16 protein-coding genes are annotated in these 16,469 nt (G+C 31.9%); 5 read left to right on the forward strand and 11 right to left on the reverse strand.

The window, feature by feature from the left end; all coding sequences use genetic code 11:
- Nucleotides 1-25: 25 nt before the first annotated feature.
- The 3 genes from rplI to rpsF form a co-directional block, all read right to left on the reverse strand.
- Complete coding sequence (gene rplI / locus RN605_RS03190; protein ID WP_313322158.1) at nucleotides 26-469, reverse strand: 50S ribosomal protein L9; 444 nt, start codon at nucleotides 467-469, stop codon at nucleotides 26-28.
- Between the two features lie 65 nt (nucleotides 470-534).
- Nucleotides 535-831, reverse strand: a complete 297-nt coding sequence (gene rpsR, locus RN605_RS03195; RefSeq protein ID WP_313322160.1) for a 30S ribosomal protein S18 — start codon at nucleotides 829-831, stop codon at nucleotides 535-537.
- 5 nt (nucleotides 832-836) lie between these two features.
- The gene (rpsF, locus tag RN605_RS03200; protein ID WP_313322162.1) at nucleotides 837-1,175 is read right to left on the reverse strand and encodes a 30S ribosomal protein S6; all 339 of its coding nucleotides are present in this window, start codon (nucleotides 1,173-1,175) and stop codon (nucleotides 837-839) included.
- 187 nt (nucleotides 1,176-1,362) lie between these two features.
- On the opposite strand from rpsF, the gene RN605_RS03205 reads away from it, so the two are divergent.
- On the forward strand, nucleotides 1,363-2,058 hold the full coding sequence (locus RN605_RS03205) for a LytR/AlgR family response regulator transcription factor (RefSeq protein WP_313322164.1): 696 nt from the start codon (nucleotides 1,363-1,365) through the stop codon (nucleotides 2,056-2,058).
- On the opposite strand, the gene priA is transcribed toward RN605_RS03205, so the two are convergent.
- The 4 genes from priA to nadC are packed head-to-tail and all read right to left on the reverse strand — an operon-like array spanning nucleotide 2,055 to nucleotide 6,735.
- Nucleotides 2,055-4,502 carry a replication restart helicase PriA gene (gene priA, locus RN605_RS03210; RefSeq protein ID WP_313322166.1) on the reverse strand — a complete coding sequence of 816 codons (2,448 nt, stop codon included), beginning with the start codon at nucleotides 4,500-4,502 and terminating at the stop codon, nucleotides 2,055-2,057. The two genes, RN605_RS03205 and priA, sit on opposite strands and share 4 nt — an antisense overlap.
- Before the next feature lie 16 nt (nucleotides 4,503-4,518).
- The gene (locus RN605_RS03215) at nucleotides 4,519-4,938 is read right to left on the reverse strand and encodes a DUF2147 domain-containing protein (protein WP_313322168.1); all 420 of its coding nucleotides are present in this window, start codon (nucleotides 4,936-4,938) and stop codon (nucleotides 4,519-4,521) included.
- Nucleotides 4,935-5,876, reverse strand: a complete 942-nt coding sequence (locus tag RN605_RS03220; protein WP_313322170.1) for a YihY/virulence factor BrkB family protein — start codon at nucleotides 5,874-5,876, stop codon at nucleotides 4,935-4,937. The genes RN605_RS03215 and RN605_RS03220 overlap by 4 nt, the downstream gene beginning before the upstream one ends.
- A 1-nt stretch (nucleotide 5,877) precedes the next feature.
- Nucleotides 5,878-6,735 (reverse strand): carboxylating nicotinate-nucleotide diphosphorylase, encoded by an 858-nt coding sequence (nadC, locus tag RN605_RS03225; RefSeq protein WP_313322172.1) that lies wholly within the window; start codon nucleotides 6,733-6,735, stop codon nucleotides 5,878-5,880.
- A 99-nt stretch (nucleotides 6,736-6,834) separates the two neighbouring features.
- Between nadC and RN605_RS03230 the strand changes: the two genes are divergently transcribed.
- The 3 genes from RN605_RS03230 (at nucleotide 6,835) to guaB (ending at nucleotide 10,284) form a co-directional block, all read left to right on the forward strand.
- Nucleotides 6,835-7,857 (forward strand): quinone-dependent dihydroorotate dehydrogenase, encoded by a 1,023-nt coding sequence (locus RN605_RS03230; RefSeq protein WP_313322174.1) that lies wholly within the window; start codon nucleotides 6,835-6,837, stop codon nucleotides 7,855-7,857.
- Nucleotides 7,858-7,880: 23 nt separating this feature from the next.
- Nucleotides 7,881-8,747 carry a hydroxymethylglutaryl-CoA lyase gene (locus RN605_RS03235; RefSeq protein ID WP_313322176.1) on the forward strand — a complete coding sequence of 289 codons (867 nt, stop codon included), beginning with the start codon at nucleotides 7,881-7,883 and terminating at the stop codon, nucleotides 8,745-8,747.
- A 64-nt stretch (nucleotides 8,748-8,811) separates the two neighbouring features.
- On the forward strand, nucleotides 8,812-10,284 hold the full coding sequence (gene guaB / locus RN605_RS03240; RefSeq protein WP_313322178.1) for an IMP dehydrogenase: 1,473 nt from the start codon (nucleotides 8,812-8,814) through the stop codon (nucleotides 10,282-10,284).
- Nucleotides 10,285-10,333: 49 nt separating this feature from the next.
- Here the strand turns inward: guaB and RN605_RS03245 are convergent, their stop codons facing one another.
- The 4 genes from RN605_RS03245 to RN605_RS03260 all read right to left on the reverse strand — a co-directional run bounded on the left by RN605_RS03245 (nucleotide 10,334) and on the right by RN605_RS03260 (nucleotide 15,437).
- Complete coding sequence (locus tag RN605_RS03245; protein WP_313322180.1) at nucleotides 10,334-12,568, reverse strand: cation:proton antiporter domain-containing protein; 2,235 nt, start codon at nucleotides 12,566-12,568, stop codon at nucleotides 10,334-10,336.
- 112 nt (nucleotides 12,569-12,680) lie between these two features.
- Nucleotides 12,681-14,027, reverse strand: coding sequence for an adenylosuccinate lyase (purB, locus tag RN605_RS03250; RefSeq protein ID WP_313322182.1), 1,347 nt, complete (start codon nucleotides 14,025-14,027; stop codon nucleotides 12,681-12,683).
- Between the two features lie 71 nt (nucleotides 14,028-14,098).
- On the reverse strand, nucleotides 14,099-14,791 hold the full coding sequence (locus RN605_RS03255) for an SIR2 family NAD-dependent protein deacylase (RefSeq protein ID WP_313322184.1): 693 nt from the start codon (nucleotides 14,789-14,791) through the stop codon (nucleotides 14,099-14,101).
- Nucleotides 14,792-14,942: 151 nt separating this feature from the next.
- Nucleotides 14,943-15,437 carry a hypothetical protein gene (locus RN605_RS03260; protein WP_313322186.1) on the reverse strand — a complete coding sequence of 165 codons (495 nt, stop codon included), beginning with the start codon at nucleotides 15,435-15,437 and terminating at the stop codon, nucleotides 14,943-14,945.
- Between the two features lie 242 nt (nucleotides 15,438-15,679).
- On the opposite strand from RN605_RS03260, the gene RN605_RS03265 reads away from it, so the two are divergent.
- A complete protein-coding gene (locus RN605_RS03265; protein WP_313322188.1) occupies nucleotides 15,680-16,378 on the forward strand; it encodes a WD40/YVTN/BNR-like repeat-containing protein in 699 nt (232 codons plus the stop codon).
- The last annotated feature ends 91 nt before the right edge of the window (nucleotides 16,379-16,469 follow it).

The following is a 16,469-nucleotide window of genomic DNA, read 5'->3' on the forward strand; positions in this document are numbered from 1 at the left end:
GATTTAATGTGTTTATAAAAATTGATTATGCTTGCTCAGCAACAATTTCATAAGGTAATTCAATTACTACTTCTCTGTGTAATCTAACTGAAGCAGTATATTTACCAATTCTTTTAACAATTCCACTTGTAATGAATTTTCTATCTACTGAATGACCAGCAGCTTCTAATGCATTAGCAATATCGATGTTAGAAATAGAACCAAATAATTTTTCTCCACCAGCTTTAGCAGTAAGTTTAATTTCTAAAGCTTTTAAAGCTTCTGCTAATTCTTTTGCATCTGCAACAATTTTAGCTTCTTTGTAAGCTCTTTGCTTTAAGTTTTCAGCTAATACTTTTTTTGCAGAAGGAGTTGCTAAAGTTGCAAATCCTTGTGGAATTAAATAATTACGACCGTAACCATTTTTTACAGTTACTACGTCATCTTTAAATCCTAAATTCTGAACGTCTTGTTTTAATATAATTTCCATGTTGTTGTCCTTTTTTATAAGAAGTTAGCCCGCCATTGCGAGGCAACAACTTTATTTTTTTAATATTATTTTAATAAATCTGCTACGTATGGCATTAAAGCTAAGTGACGTGCTCTTTTTACAGCAACTGATACTTTTCTTTGGTATTTTAATGAAGTACCTGTTAAACGACGTGGTAAAATTTTACCTTGCTCATTAACAAACTTTAATAAAAAGTCAGCATCTTTATAGTCTATGTATTTGATTCCAGATTTTTTGAAACGACAATATTTTTTAGTTTTTGAAGTTTCAATGTTTAAAGGCGTTAAATATCTAATATCTCCGTCTTTTTTTCCTTTTGCATTTTGCTCAATAGTTGACATAGTAATTACGCTTTAGTTTTTAATTTTTCTCTTCTTCTTTCAGCCCAAGCTACAGCGTGTTTATCTAAACTTACAGTCAAGAAACGCATAACTCTTTCGTCACGTCTAAATTCAGTTTCGAAAGAAGCTAAATGCTCACCAGCAATTTGGAATTCGAATAAATGGTAAAAACCACTTTTCTTGTGTTGGATTTCGTAAGCTAATTTTTTTAAGCCCCAATCCTCTTTTGATATCATCTTTGCTCCTTTTGACGTAAGTAAATCTTCAAATTTGCTTACTGTTTCCTTTACCTGAACTTCAGATAAAACGGGATTTAAGATGAAAACAGTTTCGTAATGATTCATAATAAATTGTTTAAAATTTTAATTGGGCGCGAAATTACAAATATTTTTTTATTAACGTATCACAATTAGTCATAAATCGTCAAAAAGTAAAAAATATCGTTTAAAAGCAAAAAAAATCGATGAAATGTTAGGTGGTTTAAAAAAAACTATATATTTTTACATCACCAAATCTAAAATAGTTAAAAATATGAAACTAAATTGTGTTGTCGTCGATGATAGTTCTATCCAAAGGATGATCATTGCAAAGTTAGTAAATAATCACCCAAATCTACATTTAGTAGGTGATTTTTCTAATGCAATTGAAGCAAAAAATTGCATGTCTGTTCACACCGTTGACTTAATCTTCCTAGACATTGAAATGCCAGTCATAAGTGGATTTGATTTTTTAGATGGATTAAAAGTAAAACCCCAAATTATTTTTATAACATCTAAAGCTGAATATGCTATGAAAGCATTTGATTATGACGCTACGGATTACCTACAAAAACCAATAGCGCTTGATCGTTTTAATGCTTCTGTTAGAAGAGCAATGGAATTCCATATGCTTAAAAAAGAAAATCATGAAGAAGAAGGAGAACATATTTTCATTAAGAGTAACCTTAAAAAATTAAAAGTTTATACTAATAAAATTAAATGGATTGAAGCTTACGGTGATTATGTAAAAGTTGTTACTGAAGAAGACAGTAATCTTGTTCTTTCTACAATGAAAGCTTTTGAAAAAGATTTACCAAGCGATAAATTTATTAGAGTTCACAAATCATACATTATTAATATTGAAAAAGTAGAACGTTTCAATAGTAAATTTGCAGAAATTGGTGTAACAAAAATACCTTTAAGTAGAAATAAAAAAGAAGATTTAATCAAAGCATTAGCAATAGCCTAGTAATTATCGACATTAACAACTACTTTTATTGCTCTGTATTGAGAAACCATATCAAAACTATTCAGTATTTTCTGGATAGTTTTTTTTGTGCCTTGCAATGAATTATCATTAGGAATTTTGATAATTATTGTTCTGATATATTCATTTCTAATTCTTGAAACTGCTGGTTCTTCTGGACCAAGAACAGGAATATTTAAATTTTGTTTCAATACTTGATACAGCCAAAATGAACCATCTTTTACTTTTTCAAAATCTCTATGCTTTAAAGTTAATTTAATCATCCTACAATATGGCGGATAATTATAAATCTTTCGTTCATAAAGTTGTTCCTTAAACATTCCATCATAATCATTATTGGTAACTTGCTGTATAATATTATGCAATGGATTATATGTTTGAATAATAACTTTTCCTCTTTTTTCTGCTCTACCCGATCGTCCTGCTACTTGCGTTATCATTTGAAAACTTCTTTCAAAAGCTCTAAAATCAGGAAAATAAAGCATGTTATCAGCGTTTAAAATCCCAACAAGTGAAACATTGTCAAAATCTAATCCTTTTGCAAGCATTTGTGTTCCAACCAAAATATCTATTTCTCTGTTTTTAAATCCATCAATAATTTTTTCAAAACTAAACTTTCCTCGAGTTGTGTCTTGGTCCATCCTTTTGATGTTTTTTTCAGGAAATAAAGATTTTAATTCAAGTTCAATTTGTTCGGTTCCAAAACCTTTTGTTTCTAAATCTAAACTTGAACATTGATGACAGTTTGATGGTTTTGCAATTGAATAACCGCAATAATGACATCGTAATTGATTTTTAATTTTATGGTATGTCAAACTAACATCACATTGTGGACATTGCGGAATATGACCGCATGTCAAGCATTCTAAAACAGGTGAAAATCCTCTTCGATTTTGAAATAAAATTACTTGTTCGCCATTTGAAAGTGCCTCAGTAATCTTTTCTATTAAACTGAAACTAAAATGACCATTCATTTTTTTTCTAAAATAATTGTCTTTCAAGTCAATTAATTCAATTTCAGGAAGCGGAACATTACTGTATCGTTCTTTTAAATTCACCAAACCATATTTCCCTGACAAACAATTATGATAAGTTTCTATACTAGGAGTTGCTGAACCCAAAAGAATTTTTGCATCGAAAGAATTTGCTAAAACAATAGCCGAATCTCTAGCATGATATCTTGGTGCTGGATCTTGTTGCTTAAATGTTTGTTCATGTTCTTCATCAACAATAATAAAACCCAAATTGGAAAAAGGCAAAAACAAAGCAGACCTTGCGCCAATAACTATTTGAGCAGTTTCAGAGCTTTTTAAAACATTTTGCCACACTTCTACTCTTTCATTATTAGAGTATTTGGAATGAAAAACAGCAACTTTATTACCAAAATACTCAGTCAATCTTGTGACTAACTGAGTTGTTAATGCAATTTCTGGCAGTAAATAAAGGATTTGTTTTCCATCATCGATAAATTTTTCAATTAACTTGATATAAATTTCGGTTTTACCGCTTGCAGTAACTCCATGCAAAAGACAAACTTCCTTTTCTTTAAATTGATTTTCAATTTGATTAAAAGCGGTTTCTTGAAACTTACTTAAAACTAGTTTTTTATCAAGCTGATTTTCTTCAAAATTCACTCTATCCATTTGAATTGCATATTCTTCAAAAACATTGTTTTCAATTAATACCTTCAATACAGACTGTGAAATATTTGAATATTCTAATAATTGCTTAACTGAAATAGGTTTGCTTTCTTGAGCTTTTAATTGAAAAAAAGCAAGAATTATTTTTTTTCTTTTTTCAGATTTTTGTGAATCTAATAATGAAATTAATTCTTCTTCTTTTTCAAAAAAAGGATGCAATCTTATATATTTTACAAGTTTTGGTTTATAAACTTCTTGAATTTCTTCATGCAATGAAACAACCTCTTTACTTATTAATTGTTGAATAATTGGTAAAACCGTTTTTTTGTTAAGAATGCCAATAACATCTTGAATTTTAAGTGAAGATTGATGTTGTAACGCTTCAAAAATTAAAAACTCATCATCGGTTAATTCTTTTTCATCAACTTCTATATCCTTTTTTTGGGTAATTATAGTTTCACTTTCTAATAACAAAGCTGATGGCATTGCGCCACGATAAACATCACCAATAGAACACATATAATACGAAGCAATCCAAAACCAATGTTTTATTTGAATTTCGTTTACAATAGGTTTTTCATCAATAATTTCATGAATTTCTTTTGGCTCATAAAGTATTGGTGAATTTTGATGCAAATCAATTACTAAAGCAGTGTAAACTTTATTTTTTCCAAATGGAACTGCTACTCGCATTCCTTTTTTCAAGAAAAAATATTCTTTTTCCGAAACCTTATAAGTAAAAGTTTTAGATAATGAAAGAGGAATAATTACTTCAATAAAATACATTTACTTAATTTTATTCTTATTCAGAATGTTTTATCCAGTTTTGAGTTCTTCCAAAGATTGGAAGAATACTATAAGCGTTAATTTCTAGTGAAGAATTTGTAATAATATTGATGGTACAATTATAGCTTTTATCACTAAAAGGATCGATTAATTTTCCTTTATATTGTTTGTCATCTTTTACCATTTTCACAATAACATCTTTTCCTATGAGTGAATTATTTTTAATTTTCATAGAACATTTTTCGCAATCAGCATGTGAACTTAAAACATTCAATATTTTTATTAATTTACCATAATATTGATTGTTTTTCTTGTAAATTTCAATAATAGATAGTTCTGTTTGCGTTTTAGTATCAATCGTTTTCCATTTTCCTTCAATAGATTGAGCGAAAATTGTAGTAGTGAAAAATATAAAAAACAAAATAAGTTTCATCATAATTCGAGTTCGAGTTGTTTTTCTCTTTTTATTTTATTGATGGCTGCATTTAAATCAAATCCTAGCAAAAGAATCATGCAGTTTATCCAAACATAAAACATAACCACAAGCAACGTTCCGATTGAACCATAAAGTTCATTATATTTTGAAAATTTCACAACCCAAATTCCAAAAAAATAGGAAGAAATTATAATCAAAACCGTTGTAAACACTGAACCAATAGAAATAAATGCTCTATTTTTTTCTCTCTTAATTCCAAATTTAAAAAGCAATGAAGTTGTTATTAAAATCATTAAAATAACAAAAATATATCTTCCCATTTCTATCAATGGTATATCATCAGAAAGCACGTCTTGCAACTTAGTTTTTTGAATAATTACCTCAAAAATTACGATTGCAGCAACAGTTATAATCAAAACTAAAGACAACAAGATTGACAATGCCAAAGCCACAAAATATTGTCTAAAAAACTTCCTTTTTGAACTTATTTGAATATGATTTGAACTTTCAAAACCACCAAGAACTGCATTTACACCATTAGACATTAAAAAAATAGCCATAAAAAAACCAGTAGAAATTAAACCAGTATTACTATTGGTCAAAATGTCATTGATTATCGTAAAAATAGCATCATAGGTTGTTGGTGGAACACTTTGTTGTACAAATCCTAAAAAGTCATCTTGAAATCCTTCTATTGGAATATAAGGAATTAAGTTCAGAATAAATAATGCAAAAGGAAATAAAGCCATAAAAAAGCTCCATGCAATAGCTGCAGCTCTATAAGAAATAGCACCTTCAATTATTCCTGTAATGTAAATTTTCATTAAATCATAGAAAGACAAACCTTGAAGCCAAGGAAGTTTTATTTTTTTTGAGATAAATAAAACTTGGCGAATTAATGGCAATCTTTTAATTCTTTGATTTAATGTCATGCTCATTTTACAATGCTTTTAAACTTAAATCCATATTGTAAACCGAATGCGTCAATGCACCAGATGAAATATAATCAACACCACATTCAGCATATTGTCGAATGGTTTTTTCATTAATATTTCCTGAAGATTCTGTTTGACATTTATCGCCAATCAAAGCAACGGCAGTTTTTGTATCTTCAAAATTAAAATTATCAATTAATATTCTAAAAATGCCTTCATTTTGAAGTATTTCTTTTATCTCATCTAAACTTCTTGCTTCAACAATAATTTTTAAATCTAGATTGTTTTCCGTTAGAAAAGCTTTTGTTTTTTCTATTGCTTTCGAAATTCCGCCTGCAAAATCATTATGATTATCTTTCAACATAATCATGTCATACAACGCAAAACGATGGTTTTCGCCACCACCAATTTTTACTGCCCATTTTTCACAAGCTCTGAATCCAGGAGTTGTTTTTCTAGTGTCTAAAATTTTTGTTTTTGTTCCTTCAAGTAATTGAGCAAAATTATTTGTTTTTGTAGCAATTGCAGACATTCTTTGCATTGAATTCAAAACCAAACGTTCTGCTTTCAAAATAGATTGAGAACTGCCTGAAACATGAAAAACTACATCGCCATATTTCACTTTACTTCCATCATTGATAAAAGTCTCAACCACAAGATTTTCATCAACTGATTTAAAAATCATTTTAGCAAATTCAACTCCTGCAATAATTCCTTCATCTTTCACTAAAAGTTTAGCTTTCCCTTTTGCCTCAAATGGAATACAAGCCAATGAACTATAATCGCCAGGACCAATATCTTCTCGGATTCCATTTGAAATTATTAACTCTAATTCTTTTTGAAATTGTGCTTCTGAAATCATTTTTAATAAATTGTTTGGCTAAAGTAGTACTTAATTTATCAAAGTAAAAATGAAAATTGAATTTGAATTTCTATTTTTGCACAACAACAACACAACAAAATGTACAAATTACTAATTCGTCCTTTCCTTTTTCTAATAGATCCTGAAAAAGTTCATTACTTCACATTTTCGCTAATTCGTTTCCTAAACAAAATTCCTGGTTTTTCTAATCTTTTTAAATCAATTTATGAAATAAAAGACAAAAGATTAGAAACAAAAGTTTTTGGATTAACATTTCCAAATCCTGTTGGATTAGCTGCTGGCTTTGATAAAAACGCAGTTCTGTATAAAGAATTGGCAAACTTTGGGTTTGGATTCATCGAAATTGGAACCGTAACGCCAAAACCTCAAGATGGAAATCCTAAAAAACGATTGTTTCGATTAAAAGAAGATGCTGCCATCATCAATAGAATGGGATTTAATAATGCCGGAGTTGATGAAGTTGTATTAAAACTAAAGCAAAACAAAAATGTTCTTATTGGTGGAAATATTGGTAAAAATAAAATCACTCCAAATGAAAATGCCGTTGACGATTACATCATTTGTTTTGAAAAATTATTTGACTATGTAGATTATTTTGTGGTTAATGTAAGCTCACCAAATACGCCAAATCTTCGTGAACTTCAGGAAAAAGAACCTTTAACCAAGTTATTACAAGTTTTACAAAACTTAAATAATGAAAAATCAAAGCCAAAACCAATTTTACTAAAGATTGCTCCTGATTTAACGAATGAACAGCTTCTTGATATAATTGATATTGTAAAAGAAACTAAAATTGCAGGTGTAATTGCTACTAATACAACTATTTCAAGAGAAGGTTTGAAATCTGAAAATAAAGTTGAAACTGGTGGTTTATCAGGAAAACCGTTAACCAATCGTTCGACCGAAGTAATTCGTTTTCTTGCTAAAAAAAGCAACAAAAGTTTCCCTATTATTGGTGTTGGTGGAATTCATTCAGCTCAGGATGCTTTAGAAAAAATTGAAGCTGGAGCAAGTTTAGTTCAATTATACACTGGTTTTATTTATGAAGGACCAAAATTGGTTAAGGAAATCAATAAAGCACTGCTTGAAAAAACTTTGTAACTTAGCCACTTTACAAATCTAAATTGAATACAAAAGTCAAAATCATAGAATGTCCGCGAGATGCCATGCAAGGCATCAAAGAATTTATTCCAACCGAAAAAAAAGTGGAATATATTCAATCATTGCTTCGTGTTGGCTTTGATACTATTGATTTTGGAAGTTTTGTTTCTCCAAAAGCCATTCCTCAAATGGCTGATACTGCCGAAGTTTTAGCACAACTTGATTTATCACAAACCGAAAGCAAATTATTAGCTATCATTGCCAATACAAAAGGTGCTGAATTGGCTTCTCAACACAAAGAAATTCAATATTTAGGCTTTCCTTTTTCTATTTCAGAGAATTTCCAAATGCGAAATACTCATAAAACAATAGCCGAAAGTTTAGTTACACTTCAAGAGATTTTAGATATTGCCGATAGAACCAATAAAGAAGTTGTGGCGTATCTTTCTATGGGTTTTGGAAATCCATATGGAGATATTTGGAATGTAGACATTGTAGCACAATGGACAGAAACCTTAGCCAAAATGGGAATAAAAATCCTTTCGCTTTCTGATACTATTGGAAGTTCTACACCTGAAATAATTGATTATTTATTCTCAAACTTAATTCCTAAATATCCTGATATTGAGTTTGGTGCTCATCTTCATACAACTCCAGATAAATGGCATGAGAAAGTAGATGCTGCCTACAAAGCAGGTTGTAAACGATTTGATGGTGCTATTCAAGGCTTCGGAGGTTGTCCTATGGCGAAAGATGATTTAACAGGAAACATGCCTACCGAAAAATTACTAAGTTATTTCACTACTCAAAAAGCAGATACCAATTGTAGTCCGATGAGTTTTGAAAGTTCCTATAACGAAGCGTTGAAGATTTTTACTAAATATCATTAGAAAATTATTTTTCAAATTAAAAAGCGTATATTTGCATGCAATTTAACAACAACTACAAATTGCAATGAACGCACACACAACTAAAATCGTTGGCGAAGGACTTACTTACGACGACGTGCTTTTAATCCCAAGTTATTCTGAAGTTTTACCACGCGAAGTAAACATTCAATCTAAATTTTCCCGAAATATTACTTTAAACGTTCCTGTAGTTTCTGCTGCTATGGATACCGTTACCGAAAGTGCTATGGCTATTGCAATGGCGCAAGAAGGCGGAATTGGTGTTTTACACAAAAACATGACAATTGAACAACAAGCTGCAAAGGTTAGAAAAGTAAAACGTGCAGAAAGCGGTATGATTATCGATCCTGTTACTTTACCATTGTCGGCAAAAGTTATTGATGCTAAGAATGCTATGAAAGAATATGGCATCGGAGGAATACCTATTGTAGATAAAAATCAAATTTTAAAAGGCATTGTTACTAATCGAGATCTTCGATTTGAAAAAAACCTTGAACGACCAATTGCTGAAGTAATGACCAAAAAGAAATTGGTAACTGTTGCCGAAGGAACTTCATTACAACAAGCAGAAGTTGTTTTACAAGGTCATAAAATAGAGAAACTTCCTGTTGTAAATAACAATTATAAATTAGTTGGTTTAATTACTTTTAGAGATATTACTAAACTAACTCAAAAACCTATTGCTAACAAAGATAAATTTGGACGTTTACGTGTAGCTGCTGCAATTGGAGTTACTGGTGACGCATTAGACAGAGCAACGGCTTTATACAATGCTGGCGTAGATGCCATTATTATCGACACTGCTCACGGTCATACCAAAGGTGTAGTTTCTGTTCTTAAAGAAGTGAAATCAAAATTCCCTAATTTAGATGTAGTTGTTGGTAATATCGCTACTGCTACTGCAGCACAATATCTTGTAGAAAATGGTGCTGATGCGGTTAAAGTTGGTATTGGTCCAGGTTCTATATGTACTACTCGTGTGGTTGCAGGAGTTGGTTTTCCTCAGTTCTCTGCTGTGCTTGAAGTAGCAGCTGCCTTAAAAGGAACTGGAATTCCTGTTATTGCTGATGGTGGTGTTCGTTATACAGGTGATATTCCTAAAGCCATTGCTGCTGGTGCAAGTTCGGTTATGTTAGGTTCTTTGCTTGCAGGAACAAAAGAATCGCCAGGAGAAACCATAATTTTCGAAGGACGTAAATTCAAATCATACCGAGGAATGGGTTCTGTTGAAGCAATGCAAGAAGGTTCAAAAGATCGTTATTTCCAAGACGTTGAAGATGATATTAAAAAGCTGGTTCCAGAAGGAATTGTTGGTCGTGTTCCTTACAAAGGTGAATTAAACGAAAGCATGCAACAATTTATTGGTGGACTTCGTGCCGGAATGGGTTATTGTGGTGCAAAAGACATTCCAACTTTACAAGAAACTGGTCAGTTTGTTAGAATTACCAATAGCGGTATCAAAGAAAGTCATCCACACAATGTGACGATTACTAAAGAAGCTCCAAATTATTCTAGGTAAATAATAAAAGTAACTATATAAAATAGCAAAACGTAACTGTTTTGCTATTTTAGTTATGAGTCAATTCATTTAACAGCTTTTTATCACCAACAATCCAAAGAATATCGCCGTCCGATAATATCATGTTTGACTCTGGATTTAAGTAACGTTTTCCATTTCTTTCGATTCCAACTACCAATCCATTTGTTTTTTCTCTCAGATTAGATTCTCGGATGCTTTTACCAATGAATTCCTGATTTTTCAAATCAATTTGTCGTAAAACAATATCTGGTTCTTTGATTTCTGGTTTGGCATCCGTTTCATTCTGGTCTAAAAACACTTTTAACTCTTTTAATTGTCCGTCAGTACCAATAACACTTATTTCATCACCAGGAAAAATTCGTTCGTTTCTACTTGGAATATTGATTACCACATCGCCTCGCTTAATATAGGCAAGGTTGATTCCCAGTTTCTCTCGTAGTCTTAATTCTTCTAATGTTTTACCAGCAATATTTGATTCTCTGGCAACGTCAAACGATGCCATGTGTCCATCCCATGGTGTTAAATCGCTTCTACTCCTTTTGGCTTTCGCCAATTCCCTTGCGTTCAAGTTCTTTATAAATCGTTCTTCTATTTTATAATATCGTGCTGTGAGCTTTTTCGGGAATAACCAGAACAAAACCAAACAGAAAACCAATGCTACCAATGCGATTCCGGGAGAAAAGAATACGTTAAGTAAAAAACCAAATAAGACCAATGTCAAAATTGCTCTTAAAAAGACCATCATGATTATTGGTCCACGATACTTTCGTACTTTCAAAAGCTCATTTACTTGTTCTATGGCAACTCTTCTTAAAGAAAGTGCATAAAGAAACGGACTAATAATAATCAAAGTTATAAAGGCCGCAATAATATGCGCAAATTTTGAACCATTCAACAATGGTAAAACATAAGTAGACGATAGTACAATGATAGAAACTATAATGGCAGAATGAATTACCACATGTATCAAGTATGCTCTCAATACAATACGCCAGTTACTCTCTGAGCGAATTGCTTGCGTATTAGCGCTATAACGTTCAATCCTTTTGGCCCATTTTTTAGGCAATTGTTTTTCGATGTAAGCGGAGAAAGGTGTCGAAAACTTCACCATGAAAGGCGTGGTAAACGTGGTGATTGCCGAAACCGCCACTACAGTTGGGTACAAAAAATCACTAGTTACTTTCAAAGTCATACCTAAAGTAGCAATGATAAAAGAGAATTCTCCAATTTGCGATAAACTCATTCCGGTTTGAACCGATTGTTTTAAGGGTTGTCCTGAAAGCAATGTTCCTATGGTAGAAAGAAAAGATTGTCCAAAAATGACAACAACCGTTAAGATACCAACAGGAATAGCATATTTTACAAGCATTTCAGGATCTATCAACATTCCTACCGATACGAAGAAGACGGCACCAAATAAATCTTTAACAGGTTTCACCAAATGTTCAATATGTTCGGCTTGAGTGGTTTCTGCAATGATAGAACCCATGATAAAAGCACCCAACGCTGGCGAAAAACCAACATTTGCTGCAAATAAAACCATCAATAAACAAAGTGCTAGCGAAACAATCAACAGCATTTCATCTGTTAACAGGTGTTTGGCTTTTTTTAATATTGTTGGGATGAAAAAAATACCAGCAGTAAACCAAATTATCAAAAAGAAAATGAGTTTAAGAACAGATTGAAGCAATTCACTTCCCGAAAATTGCTGACTTACTGCAACAGTTGACAACAAAACCATCATCAAAATGGCTAGAATATCTTGTACTATCAGCGCACCAATAACATTTCCGGCAAATTTTTGAGCTTTAACGCCTAGTTCGTCAAAAGTTTTTAAAATTATTGTGGTGGATGAAATAGACAATATTACACCAAGAAACAAACTATTCATCTTTCCCCAACCCATCCAATAGCCAACTAAATAACCCAAACCTACCATTCCGATAATTTGTGTCAATGCGGTTATCGAAGCCGTTCCTCCTACTTTCATTAGCTTTTTGAAACTGAACTCCAATCCCAAACTAAACAACAAGAAGATTACGCCTATTTCCGCCCAAACGCTTACGCTGTTCATGTCTTTGACGGTTGGAAAAAAGTCGAATTCGCTGCCAGCCAAAAAGCCTGCTACCAAATACCCTAAGACTAAAGGTTGCTTTAATAGCTTGAATATCAAAACCGCAATAGCTGCTGTGGCTAATATTAGCCCCAAATCACTGATTAAGTCAGGTAGGTGAACAACCGATGTGGATAATTGTATTGGCATAAATAGAATTTTTACTAAAATAGCAAACCTTACTAGTTTAACAAAATCTTAAAAAGATAAAGTCTTGTTAAAGATACTAATCTATTGTTAATAGAATAGCTAACTGTTAGAATTATATCCCTAAATAATTACTCGGCGTGATTTTTAATAATTCGGTTTTGATTTCCTCAGATACATCAAGCGTTCCAATAAAAGCATGAATTGATTCTTGATTGATAACCGAATTGGTTCTCGTTAAACCTTTCAACGCTTCATAAGGATTTGGATAACCCTCACGACGCAAGATAGTTTGTATCGCTTCGGCAACCACAGCCCAGTTCTTTTCTAAATCTTCTGCAAATTTACTTTCATTAATCAACAGTTTATTCAGTCCTTTTAATGTGGCATCAAAGGCAATAATAGTGTGACCAATTGGCACACCTATGTTTCTTAGAACAGTACTATCGGTTAAATCGCGTTGCAAACGTGAAACAGGCAATTTACCTGCAAGATGTTCAAAAATAGCATTGGCAATCCCTAAATTCCCTTCAGAGTTTTCAAAATCTATAGGGTTTACTTTGTGTGGCATAGCCGATGAACCTATTTCTCCTGCTTTTATCTTTTGTTTAAAATAGTCCATCGAAACATACGTCCAAACATCGCGGTCTAAATCAATGATAATGGTGTTGATACGTTTTAAAGCATCAAAAAACGCAGCAAAATGGTCGTAATGTTCTATTTGTGTCGTTGGGAACGAATGGTGTAATCCTAATGTTTCTTCCACAAATTGTGTCCCAAATTGTTTCCAGTCGATGTTTGGGTAAGCTACATGATGTGCATTATAGTTTCCGGTAGCACCACCAAACTTTGCTGCAAACGGAATGTTGAACAACAAGCGCATCTGCTCTTCCAAACGCTCTACAAATACTAAAATCTCTTTCCCCAAACGTGTTGGCGAAGCTGGCTGACCGTGTGTTCGGGCAAGCATTGGGATGGCTGCCCATTCCATGCTTAGTTCTTTCAATTTTGCAATAACGGCAATCAAACCTGGCAAATAAACTTGCTCAAACGCTTCTTTAGTTGATAATGGAATTGAAGTATTGTTGATATCCTGAGAGGTTAATCCAAAATGGATGAACTCTTTGTATTGCGACAAACCTAAAGTTTCAAATTTCTCTTTGATAAAGTATTCTACCGCTTTAACATCGTGGTTGGTTACTTTTTCGGTTTCTTTTATCCAAAGTGCGTCTTCGGTTGAAAACTCGGTATATATTTTTCTCAGGTCGTCAAATACCGAATTACTGATGGATGCCAGTTGAGGTAAGTTGGCTTCGCACAGCGCAATAAAGTATTCTACTTCTACCTGTACTCTGTATTTGATTAACGCTTCTTCAGAGAAGAATGGTGCTAAAGCTTGTGTCTTTTTTCGGTATCTTCCGTCTATCGGAGAAATGGCGTTTAAGGATGTTATTTCGCGCATGTTTTGTTGTGTGTTGTTGAAGTGCAAAAATAGGTATTCCTTATAAATTAAAAGGCATGACTAATGAGTTTTTATAGCATTTTTTTTAATTTTTCTCTTAATAACGGCACACCTTCGGTGGCACTTTTTGAAATCACTTCTAGTGGGTTTTGGAGGTTGTAAATTGTAGCGGGTTTTGGGTCGATATAAAACAACGGACACATGGCTTGAGAATAATGGATGATTCCTGCCGCAGGATATACTTGAAGCGAAGTGCCAATTACTGCCAGATAATCGGCTTGTTCGGTGATGTTTATGGCTTCTTCTAAAGCAGGAACTTCTTCACCAAACCAAACTATGTGCGGACGCATTTGGTCGCCGTATTCATCTACATCGCCCAGCAGTATATCATGATGCCAGTCGATAATTCGATGTGTATTTTTGATACTTCTTGCTTTCAATAGCTCGCCATGCAGGTGTAATACTTTAGAACTTCCGGCTTGTTCGTGTAGGTTATCTACGTTTTGGGTAATGATGTGCACGTCAAACCACTCTTCCAGTTCGGCAAGCACTCGATGCCCAAGATTGGGTTGCACTTCGTGTAGTTGTCGACGGCGTTGGTTATAGAAATCGAGGACTAACGATGGGTTTCTTTGAAAACCTTCTGGTGTTGCCACTTCCATCACATCGTGACCTTCCCAAAGTCCATCGGAATCTCTGAAGGTTTTAATGCCGCTTTCGGCACTAATGCCAGCACCGGTTAGTACTACGAGTTTTTTTTTCATGAATAACTAATTTGCATTATACATCATTGCAAGTTAAAAAATAAGTCAAATAGTTTATATTTATTCTAATGCATAACTTTTATCCAACATTGGTTTTCTACTTCTATGAACTGGCTCCAACGTTATTTAGGTTGACATTCAGAAGTTTTATTTAATAAGCAAAAAGATAAACTAATCCGATGAAATAGATTGGAACAGTTCCAAAAGCTAAAGCTATATCTAAAACTTTATTAGAGAAAAAAACATTTAAAAGATTAATAGTAATACAAAATATGAAAATGTAGACAACAAGATTTAGTGAAAGAAACGAAACTAAATAAGTCTTTTGCTCAACTTTTATATTTTTGGTTTTCTTAAACAAAATGGTTTGTTCAATTTCAACCTCTTTTCCAATTTTAATATTCTCAAATTTTAGTGGAAACTTTGCGAGATAATAAAGATTTCCACTTTCACATTCTAAAATATATTTAATTTCTTTTGAACCATTTGTTTTCCATCCTTGAGTTTCATTAATAACATTAAAAAATGATTTTACTTTTTCATTTCTATAATAGTTAGAAGGCATTAAGACATCAAAATATAGAGAAGCTATAAAAATAAGATTGAATATAATTAGATATTTAAAATCTCGATTTTTTATTTTCATTCGTGTTTAAAATTATTTCCAACTTATTAATGTTCGAAAATCGTCAGACTTACTTTGTCTATCAAATATATAAAAAAGGCGTTGTAAATTACCATAAGTTTATTTTAACTAAACAATTATTTCCGAATCAAAAACCACAAAAAAACTCCGCCTTTCGGCAGAGTTCCTTAAAAACAATTCTTTCAGGTTATCGTAAATGATGGTTTTTATTTATTTTTACTAGGCTAACAGATATTATTCAAATGAAAAAAACATTTCTCTTATTACTTTTATTGTTTTTATATTCTTGCAACAGCTACAATTCTAAATGGGAAGAAATAAAAGGTAGCGGAATTGTTGAAAAAGGCACACTCAATAAGGCTATCTACTTTCAAGATTCGTTAACAGGTTTAATTGGTGGCTATACTTTTCGTCACAATAAAGAATCTCAAAATATTGATAAAATGGATAAGGCTCCTTTACTATATCTAACAAAGAATGGAGGTAAAAATTGGAAGTTATTAAAAATTGACTATGAAGATTCAGGAATAGACAATATAAAAATTGAAAATGATACAATAATTTGTCAAATTGATTCTCTATTATTGAAATCTACTGATTTAGGTAATAATTGGAATGTAGTTGAAAAATCAAATTATAAAGAGATAAGTGAAAAATATTTTAGTGATTCAAACCCTTATAAAATATCAAACTATAATTTCAAATTTGAAAATAAAAATTACCGTATAAAAGAAAAGTATCAGCATAAGAATACTACAGTAATTGTATGTAATGGTGAAAAATCTATGACTGATTATTTTTTTATATCAAGAGATAATGGAAATAACTGGAAATTTCTTCAAAATGAGTTTGGTTCAAATAAAATGAAATTTCTTCTAAATGAAGATTATTTATTGGCTTACGATTCTCAATATGGATTGCAAAAGTTGAAGTTAAATTAAATAAATTTTATATTAGATAATTTCACAGAATAAGAAAGCAATTCAAAAACTAAAAGTCAATAATTCTCAACAACCCACAAAAAAACTCCGC

Origin of the sequence: Flavobacterium sp. PMTSA4 (genome assembly GCF_032098525.1) — a bacterium.
Classification (GTDB): Bacteria; Bacteroidota; Bacteroidia; order Flavobacteriales; family Flavobacteriaceae; genus Flavobacterium; species Flavobacterium capsici.